This window comes from Gemmatimonadales bacterium (genome assembly GCA_030697825.1).
GTDB lineage: Bacteria > Gemmatimonadota > Gemmatimonadetes > Gemmatimonadales > JACORV01 > JACORV01.
In genome coordinates, this window is record JAUYOW010000264.1 from 1 (window position 1) to 8,825 (window position 8,825).

The following is an 8,825-nucleotide window of genomic DNA, read 5'->3' on the forward strand; positions in this document are numbered from 1 at the left end:
AGGTCGGGTACCAGCAGGACGCGGTTCATCGCCACCAAGTATGACCGGCACGGGCACGAAAGGCGAAGTCGCCGCGCTTGCCCGACGCCCCGGCCGGCACCATCCTTCGTCCCCACCATGGTGCGCGTGTGGTTCGCCGGCCGCCGGGCCGTCCAGTCCATCGAAGACCGCGCCCGCGGTCTCGCCCGTCATTTCTCCGCCGACCTCGTCGCCAGCCACGACTATCGCGACGGTCGCGGAGTGCTCGCTTCCACCCGCGCCTTCTTCCGGACGGTGGCCGCCGCGCGGCGGCACGATGTGCTGTGGCTGCTGTCGCAGCACCCGGCGCGCGTGATCGCCGCGTGGCTCGGCCGAGCACTCTTCGACACGCGAGTCATCGTCGACACCGGTGATCTCCTGTACGAGTCCGTCAGGATCGCAGGCCGCCCGCCGCTCTACTGTGCGGTGGTCCGCGTTCTGGAAGCGCTCAGCACGCGCGTTCCCGACGCGGTGGTGGTGCGCGGCTCCGAGCACGTGACGCTCCTTCAGCGCCAAGCTGTACGCCGGGTGGAGCTGATCGTGGACGGCGTGGAGTGCAACCAATTCGCGCGCCGGGACAGCGCGGAGGTTCGCGCCCGCCTTGGTGTGCGCAGCGCCGTGACCGTCGGCGTCGTCGCGACCATCGGGTGGGAGGCGCGACTCGGGCTGCCGAGCCCCGGGTGGGACGTGGTGGAATGCCTCGCGAGACTGACGGACCTCGACGTGGTCGGCCTCGTGGTCGGCGACGGCCCCGGCCTGGCGGGACTGCGGGCACTCGCGGACCAGCGCGGCGTGACCGAACGCATGCGGTTCGTGGGTCGCGTCCCCCTCGCGGAGCTGCCCGCGTATCTCTCGGGGATCGACATCTTCCTGCATACGGCGCTGAACAACCCGATGTCGGCGGTGCGGACGACGGGCAAGCTGCCGATCTTCCTGGCCAGCGGCTGCGCTGCGGTGGTCTCGAGGGTTGGCGAGGCCGCCCGGGTGCTCGAGGGGACGGGGATGCTCATCGATTTCGACGGGACGTGGGAGGAGTACGCGCGCCGCCTGGCCGCTCGGGTGCGCGCGATCATCGCGGATGGGGAGCTCGAGCGCTGGCGGGAGACGGGTCCGGCCATCGCGCGGCGGGAATTCGACTACGCCGCGCTCGGAGCCCGGGCCGAAGTTCTGGTTCGCGCGCTCACGGGAGCCTGACCCGCTTCGGCGCGCGCCTGATCACGACCGTCGGCCGAGCACTGCGCGATACACGGCCAGCGTCTGCTCGGCTACGGCGTCCCACCCGATCCCGCGCACCGCTTCGCGCGCGGCGCTTCCCATGGCCAATCGTGCAGCGGTGTCCGCGAGCAGACCGTCGAGTGCGGCGGCGAAGGCGGCCGCGTCCTCGGCGTCGGCGATGATCCGTCCCGACACACCGTCCGTGATCAGGTCCGCCGCGCCCGCCGCCCCGGACGTTACGACCGGAAGCCCCGACGCCATCGCCTCCGCGATCACCATGCCGAACGGCTCGTAACGCGTCGGAAAGACGAATGCATCGGCCGCCGCGAAGACCTCGGCGATGTCCTCGCGCGGCGGCTCGAGGCGCACGCGTCTCCCCACGCCGAGGCCCGCGGCGAGCTGGGCATAGCGGTCGCGGTTCCCCTCGCCCACGGCGAGGAGCTCGGCGTCGCGCTTCATGAGCGCGAGCGCCCGGATGGCCACGTCTAGGCCCTTGCGGTCGTACGCGCCGACGAAGAGCAGCCGCGGCGTGCCGGGTCCGCGCGCTCCCGGAGCGAAGGTGTCACTGTCCACGCCGTTCGGGATCACGGTCAGCGGCGCGGCAAGCGGTCCGTAGAACCTGCGGACCTCCTCGCCGGTCCGGCGTGAGACGGCGATGACCGCGCGCGCGTTGGGGTGCCGGAAGGCGCGGTGCTCGTCGCGGATCGCTTGGGCGACCACGCGGCCCTGATACCAGGACGCCGGCGGCGAGATCTCGCGCCACGCCGCGTGGCAAAACTGCGCGGTGATCACGGTGGCGCCGGGGAGCGCGCCTCCCACCGTGTGGACGACGTCGTACGGGCTCCTGGCGACGATGCGGGAGGCGGCATACCGAAAAACCGGGGCGCGCAGCAGCATCGGCCCCGCGCGCGGCTTCACGAGACGGACGCCGACACCCGTCGGCAGGCTGCCGTGGACGCGCATGGCGACCACGTCGAGGTCGCACGTCGCGGCGAGACGTCTGGCCAGCTCGAGGATGTAGCGATCCTGGCCCCCGGTGGGCCCGACGTGGTGCGCGACGAGCGCGACTCTCACCGCCGCACCAGCGACGCATACAGCTCCTCGACCTTGAGCGTCATCTCGACGGCGTCGAAGCGTTCGCGCGCCGTAAAGGCGCCTTCGGCGGCCAGGGACTGGCGGCGCTCGGGGTCGTCGCAGAGGGCGAGCAAAGCGGTGGCGAGCGCCTCGTGGTCCCCCGGAGGTGTCACTATCGCGTCCACTCCGGGAGTGGTGATCTCGCGCACCGCGCCGCCGTCGGCGGCGACGAGCGCCGTGCCCGCGGCCATCGCCTCGATCAGGCCGAGGCCGAAGGACTCGGGTGTGGTGGATGCATGCACGGCCACGTCCAGGGCGGCCAGGCAGTCCGGAATGTCGTGGCGCAACCCGGTAAAGGTTACGCGGTCGCCCACGCCGAGTGCCTTGGCGAGTGCCGGCAGCCGCGTGGCGCTGTCGTCGGTATCGAAGAGCGGGTCACCGATCACGAACAGCCGGGTGTGCCGCCGCGCGTGCAGCAGCGACGCTGCCGCGCGGATCACCACGTCTTGTCCTTTCGCGCGCTGCAGCCGCGCGACGATGCCGACGACGAACTCGTCGCTCGCGATGCCCAGCGCCTCACGCCCGCGGGCGCGCCGCACCGTGCGCGGCTCGGCGGGGATGCGCGTGCCGGGATGGATGACCTCGACTCTTGCCCGCCGCGGGTTCACTCGCCGCTGCCCCGACGCCGTGAACTCCGAATTGGCGATGATCGCCCGCGCCGGGACGAACGACGCCCACGCTTCGATCATGCTTCCCCACGCGGCGCCTACGTGCTGGAACCACACCGCGGGCCGCCGGGCCTTCGCGGCCGCGGCGCCACCGTACAGATGGCCCCACGCCATCACGCTGTGCACCAGGTCCACGTCGCCCGCCTCGACGAGGCCCGCGATGGTGCGCACGGCGCGCCGGCGCTGCAGCACGTTCCGGAGCGGCGGGGCGTTGACAATGTAGGTCGGCAGGCCGAGGCGGTCGCGGCACTGGCCGACGAGCGGGCCGTCGTGGAGGAAGCAGACCGAGGGCTCCACAACGGAGCGGTCGTGCTGGGCGAGGAGATCCATCGTGACGCGCTCCGCCCCGCCCAGATGGGCGTGGGGCGAGACGTACAGCACCCGCAGCGTCATCGGCGGTCACCGATGGCATGGCCTTGGCGGTGCGGCGTTCTCAAGCCATCGCCTCCGGCATCAGGTCCATGAGCAGTCGGCCGGCGAGGATGTCGACCGATGCGATGGCATGGTAGCGGCTGCTGCGCTGGGCGAGCTTCCGGCGCTCGTCCGCATCCACGACCAGGCGCTCGAGCCGTTCGGCGAACGCCTCCGGCGTCGCCTCGCAATCCGCGATCTGCCGGAGCCGCGGATCGAACAAGTGGCCGGTGGAGCTCACCGTCGGCACGCCGTGCGCCAGCGCGAGCATGGCGCCCGAGCGGCGCATCGTGAGCCCGTCCACGTATGGCGCCGCCGCAAGATCGAGGGCGCGCATCACCCGACCAGCGGTCGCGGGATCGACCTCGCCGAGGACTCGGACGTTGCCGCCGGTGGGGTAGCCCGGCAGTGCCCGGTCGCTGCCGAACCCGAACCGCACCCACACCACGTCGGTGCGCGGGGCGAGTCTGGCGACGGCCGCGGCGATCCAGTCGTGGGCGAAGCCCGATGCCGCCGGGCTGAAGATGCCGATCGCGACGGTGCCGTTGGCGAGGCCGAGCGACTGCCGCGCTTCCTCTCGCGAGACGGGGGAGACGGGCAGCGTCGCCCCGACCGGCGCGACCACTACGGTCGTGCCAGAGCCGGTGTAGCGGCGGGCGATGTCCGCGAACTGGGGCAGCGGCGTGTAAACGTGCGAGGCTCGACGCATCAGGTAGCCGAACTGCCAGCGCTGCGGAAATCCGGTGATGAGCCACGGAAGCCGCGTGAAGGGGACGAACGGCTCGTGGATGATGACCGCGAGGCCGACGCCGGCGCGCGCCATCCGCCGGATGCCGAGCACCAGGGCGGGAGAGACGCCGCGCCGGGCGAACAGGAACGGGACGTACTGGATCACGACTGTGCTCACGCCGTGGGCGAGTGCGGTGTCCACGATGTCGGTCGGGGCGAGGCCGGTCACGCACGTCACCGGGGCGAACCGCGCGGGGTCGCCGCGGCGCGCCAGGACGACCGGCGGCTCACCGAGCGCCTCGAGGGCGCGCGCGAGGACGAGCGTGTGGTCGGAGACGCCGCCGGGAACCGGCGGAACGTCGGGGCAGTAAAGCCCGATCACGGGCCGGCCCGCGAAGGGTAGGGCGTGCGCCGCTACCGGGCCAACGCCGGCACGGCGGAGGGCTCGATCTCGGCCGGCTCTTCCGCGGCGGACACTTTGGACTCCATCCGGCGCATCGCGGCGAGCACTCCGGCGAGGAACCAGAAGTACGCGGTGATCGGGTTGCTCAGCAGCGGTTGTGAGCCCCATGACATGGCAAGGAACGCGAAGAACAGCCCGGCGATCGCGGCGGACGTCGCCCCGATGACGGGGTCGCGCGCCCGGCGCGCGAGGCGCACCGCACCAACGATCATCCCGATCAGGATGGTCGTCATCATGATCAGTCCCGGGATGCCCACTTCCACGAGCATGTCCGCGAAGTAGTTGTCGGACCAGCGTACCTCGTATTGGATCCGGGCGCTCTCCGGGTTCGATCCGAGCTCTTTCTGGAGTGCACCGGCCGCGGACCCGGTCCTTCCCAGGCCTGCCCCGAAGGGGTAGCGCGTCAGGCGGAGCTTGATGCCGTAGATCGGGTTGCCGCGCGCCTGAAGGTACGTGCCGGTCCGGGCGAGGGTGAGCAGCCGGTCGGTCACGTCCCCCTCGCGCCAGATGTCGGGAATGTTGCGCTCGGACTGGACCGCTTCCGTCGCCATCGGCCTCAGGAAGGTCTGCACCGCGACGTACGAGCCGGTTCCCAGGGCCAGCACGAACACGAGTGCCAGGACGCCGCGCCCGCGTCCCCGGCTGGCCGCGAGCGCCGCCATGAGGACCAGTGCGAGCACGCAGCCGAGGAAGACCTGGCGCACTCCCGAGACGACGAAGACCCCGCCGGCCAGCAAGATGCCGACGGTCGCGATGAGCCGGACGCGCGGCCACTCCCGCGGTGTCACGAGCAGGACGACGGCCAGCGGGGTCACCAGGAACGCGATCACCGACGAGCCGCCCGGCACCGCGCTGGTGCCGAAGGGCCGCCACTCGTGGTAGTAACTGATGTTCTGCCGCGCGCGCTCCGACAGGTCGAGCAGGCTCGAGGGTCCCAGGGCGTACTGCGCGAGCGACGCCACGTACGGCACGAACGCCAGCAAAACCAGGGCCGTGATGAACCTGATGATGTCCTTGGGCTCACGGAAGGTCGCGGCCGCGAGGAAGTACAGCGGGATCATCGTCAGGTGGATCTTGTACGACGCCAGGCTCGGGATGATGCCCGCGCTGTACGGGTTGAACAGCTCGAGGAAAAGCCATAGGACGTACAGAAGGATCAGCCGAACCCAGGGCAGGTCCGGCAGCGAGGCGCGCCGGGCCGTCACGGCCACCAGGACCATCGTTCCGGCGAGCGATAGCACGATGATGTCCAAGCCGACGTGGACAACGCGGTTGTAGTTCGAAACGAGCTTGAGGAAGCCTTCTACCTCGAGGTATCCGAGGATGATGAGGAGGGTCAGCATCCGCCGGCCGAGCACCACGCAGACGACCGCGAGGATCAGAGGGATGGCCGCGTAGATCACGCTGTAATATGGGGTTGCGGTTGCCCTCCCGCCAACATTTGCGTACGATGGTTCGGCTGGGCCGCCCATGCGCTCCTACCTCTCCGCGTTTCTCGTCGCCCTCGTCCTGGGGGTGTTGCTTACCCCGGCGGCCGCCCGCCTCGGGGTGCGGTTCGGGGCGATCGACCGAACCAGGGACGCGCCGATCCCGCGTGCCGGCGGGCTCGCCGTGGTCACCGCGGCCGTCCTGTCGCTACTCCTCCTCGCGATGGTGTTCACGCCCGTTCGCGCCCTGGTGCGGTACTCGCGCGTGGAGCTGAGCGCGGTCTACCTGGGAGCGCTAGGTATCCTGGCGCTGGGCGTCATCGACGACATCAAGGGCCTCAGGGCGCCACCCAAGTTCGCCGTGGAGATCGCCATCGCCGTGGGTCTCTACCTGGTCGGCGTGCGTGCCTCTACCGTCTGGTTGCCGTTCGGCATCGTCTCCCTGGGCTTCGTGGTGGGGCTCGTCTTCACGGTGGTCTGGATCGTCGGGATCACCAACGCCTTCAACCTGCTCGACGGCATCGACGGGGCGGCGGCAGGCGCGGCGGTGTTCGCCCTTCTCGCGATGTTCGTCACCTCGGTGACGCTCGGCCAGCCGCTGGTCGCGCTGCTCACGGTCGCGCTGGCGGGGGCGACGCTGGGTTTCCTCCCGTACAACTTCCCTCCCGCCAAAGTGTACCTCGGCGACGCGGGGAGCCTCTTCCTGGGGTTCATGCTGGCCACGCTCGCGCTCGAGGGCGCGACGAAGGGTCCCGCGATCGTCGCGATCGCCATCCCGATGGTCGCGTTCGCGGTGCCGGTCCTCGACACCCTCATCGCGGTGGTGCGGCGGGCGGCGCGCGGCGCGCCGGTCTTCAAGGGGGACCGCGAGCACCTCCATCACCGGCTCCTCGACCTCGGGCTGACGCCGGCGCAGGCGGCGGCGATCCTCTATCTCGTGTGCGGAGCGTTCGCGCTCGCGAGCATGCTCTTCCTCAACCACAACGTTCGCGGGCTGGCCGTAGTGCTCACGATGGTCGGCGCGGTCGTCTGGCTGTCGGTGCGGCACCTGCGGCTCCACGAGTTCTTCGAGCTGGCACGCCTGGCGCAGCGCGGTTTCACGCAGACCCGGGCGATCCAGTTCAACGTGAGCGTGCGCCGCGCGGCCGACGGGCTCGACCGGGTACGGTCCTGGGACGAGATCGTGCGCATCCTCGCCGACCTCTTCGCCGCGAGCGAGTTCGACGGGGTGCGCCTGACGCTCCGTCCCACCAACGACGACAGCGGCCGGCGCGAGTTCCGGCTGGAGGGCGGCGAGATCGTCGAAGCGAGCGTTCCGATCCTGGCGGACGAGTGGGGTGTTCATATGCCGTTCCCGGTGGGTCCCGATGGCCGGACGAAGGGTGAGCTGGCCGTCTTCCGGCGCTACGGCCGCAGCGCCCTGCTCACCGACGTGAACCTGATCGTCGAAGTCCTGCGCCCGGCGCTCGGCAAGGCCGCGGGCCGCGTCTCGCCTCCGCCCTCCGCCTAAGCCGCGGCTCCGATGCGGGTCGTGCAGGTGGGGAAGTTCTACCCGCCGGAATACCTCGGCGGGCTCGAGACGGTCGTCGTCAACCTCAACACCGAGCTGGTGCGACGCGGGATCGGCGTGACGGCCGTCGTGTCGGCGGCGCGGGGACGAGGCGGCGCCGACACCTACGGCGGGGTGCGGGTCGTCCGGGCGCGCTCCTACGGCACGGTGCTCTCCCAGCCGATCACACCCGCGCTCCCGCGCCTGGTTCGCGAGAGTCCCGGCGACCTCGTGCACCTGCACCACCCGAATCCCCTCGGCGACCTCGCGGTGCTCGGCGACAGGCGTCCACTGGTGATCACCCAGCACAGTGACGTGGTGCGGCAGCGGGCGCTGGCGCCCTTTTACGGGCCCATAGTGCGCCGAGCGCTGGAGCGGGCGCGCTTCGTGGCGATCGGCTCGCAGCAGCTGCTGCGAACCTCGCGCGAGCTGCGCGGCTTCGAGGCCAAGGCGCGGGTGATCCCGTTCGGCATCGACTCCTCACGGTTCGCGGCGACGCCCGCGGTGCTGGCGCGGGCGCGGGCGCTGCGTGCCGGGTGGGGCGAGCGCCCCGTCGTGCTGGCGGTGGGCCGCCTGGTGGGATACAAGGGGTTCGACGTGCTGCTCCGGGCGACGGCGACGCTCGACGCAACGGTCGTGATCGTCGGGACCGGGCCGGAGGAGGCTCGCCTCCGCTCGCTCGCCGGGAAGAACGCGGTGTTCGCCGGCAAGGTCTCGGAGGAGGACCTCATCGCCCACTACCACGCGGCCGACGTGTTCTGCCTCTCGTCGGTGACGATCGCGGAGGCGTTCGGCATCGTGTTACTGGAGGCGATGGCTTGCGGGAAGCCGCTGGTGACGACCGCGCTGCCCACCGGCGTCTCCGAGGTGAACCGGGATGGTGAGACGGGGCTTATGGTGCCGCCGGGGGACTCGGGTGCGTTGCGCGAGGCGATCAGTTCGTTGCTGGCGGATCCAGCGCGGCGAGCGAAGATGGGGCGGGCTGCGCGTGAAGTTCAGGTGCGGGAGTATGGAGCGGAGTTGATGGGCGAGAGGTATTTCGGGCTGTATGAAGAGGCGATGGGGTGAGTAGGGTGAGTAAGGGTGAGTAAGGGATGTAAGGGGAGTAAGGGAAGTAAGGGGTGTAAGGGGAGTAAGGGGAGAGAGGGGAGAGAGGGGAGAGAGAGGCTTACACCGAGGGGCGGGGGAGGCGGCGGCGCGATTCTTCCGGG

Annotated in this window: 7 protein-coding genes; 3 read left to right on the forward strand and 4 right to left on the reverse strand. The window is 70.8% G+C overall.

Annotated elements, in window-relative coordinates; genetic code table 11:
• The coding region (locus tag Q8Q85_13030) for a glycosyltransferase (protein ID MDP3775179.1) at positions 1-1,212 on the forward strand (1,212 nt) is incomplete at its 5' end.
• A 21-nt stretch (positions 1,213-1,233) separates the two neighbouring features.
• Here the strand turns inward: Q8Q85_13030 and Q8Q85_13035 are convergent.
• Genes Q8Q85_13035 through Q8Q85_13050 form a run of 4 tightly spaced genes read right to left on the reverse strand, consistent with a single transcriptional unit; the run spans position 1,234 to position 6,041 of the window.
• Entirely contained in the window at positions 1,234-2,307 is a 1,074-nt protein-coding gene (locus Q8Q85_13035; protein ID MDP3775180.1) for a glycosyltransferase family 4 protein, read from the reverse strand.
• Positions 2,304-3,428, reverse strand: a complete 1,125-nt coding sequence (locus Q8Q85_13040; GenBank protein MDP3775181.1) for a glycosyltransferase — start codon at positions 3,426-3,428, stop codon at positions 2,304-2,306. Before Q8Q85_13040 ends, Q8Q85_13035 begins: the two co-directional genes overlap by 4 nt.
• A gap of 40 nt (positions 3,429-3,468) precedes the next feature.
• Complete coding sequence (locus tag Q8Q85_13045; GenBank protein ID MDP3775182.1) at positions 3,469-4,557, reverse strand: hypothetical protein; 1,089 nt, start codon at positions 4,555-4,557, stop codon at positions 3,469-3,471.
• 32 nt (positions 4,558-4,589) lie between these two features.
• Complete coding sequence (locus Q8Q85_13050; GenBank protein ID MDP3775183.1) at positions 4,590-6,041, reverse strand: hypothetical protein; 1,452 nt, start codon at positions 6,039-6,041, stop codon at positions 4,590-4,592.
• A 67-nt stretch (positions 6,042-6,108) separates the two neighbouring features.
• Here Q8Q85_13050 and Q8Q85_13055 point away from each other — a divergent pair, with 67 nt between their 5' ends.
• Together Q8Q85_13055 and Q8Q85_13060 are read left to right on the forward strand one after the other, a co-directional pair.
• On the forward strand, positions 6,109-7,575 hold the full coding sequence (locus Q8Q85_13055) for a hypothetical protein (protein ID MDP3775184.1): 1,467 nt from the start codon (positions 6,109-6,111) through the stop codon (positions 7,573-7,575).
• A gap of 12 nt (positions 7,576-7,587) precedes the next feature.
• Positions 7,588-8,682 (forward strand): glycosyltransferase, encoded by a 1,095-nt coding sequence (locus tag Q8Q85_13060; protein MDP3775185.1) that lies wholly within the window; start codon positions 7,588-7,590, stop codon positions 8,680-8,682.
• Positions 8,683-8,825 lie beyond the last annotated feature (143 nt).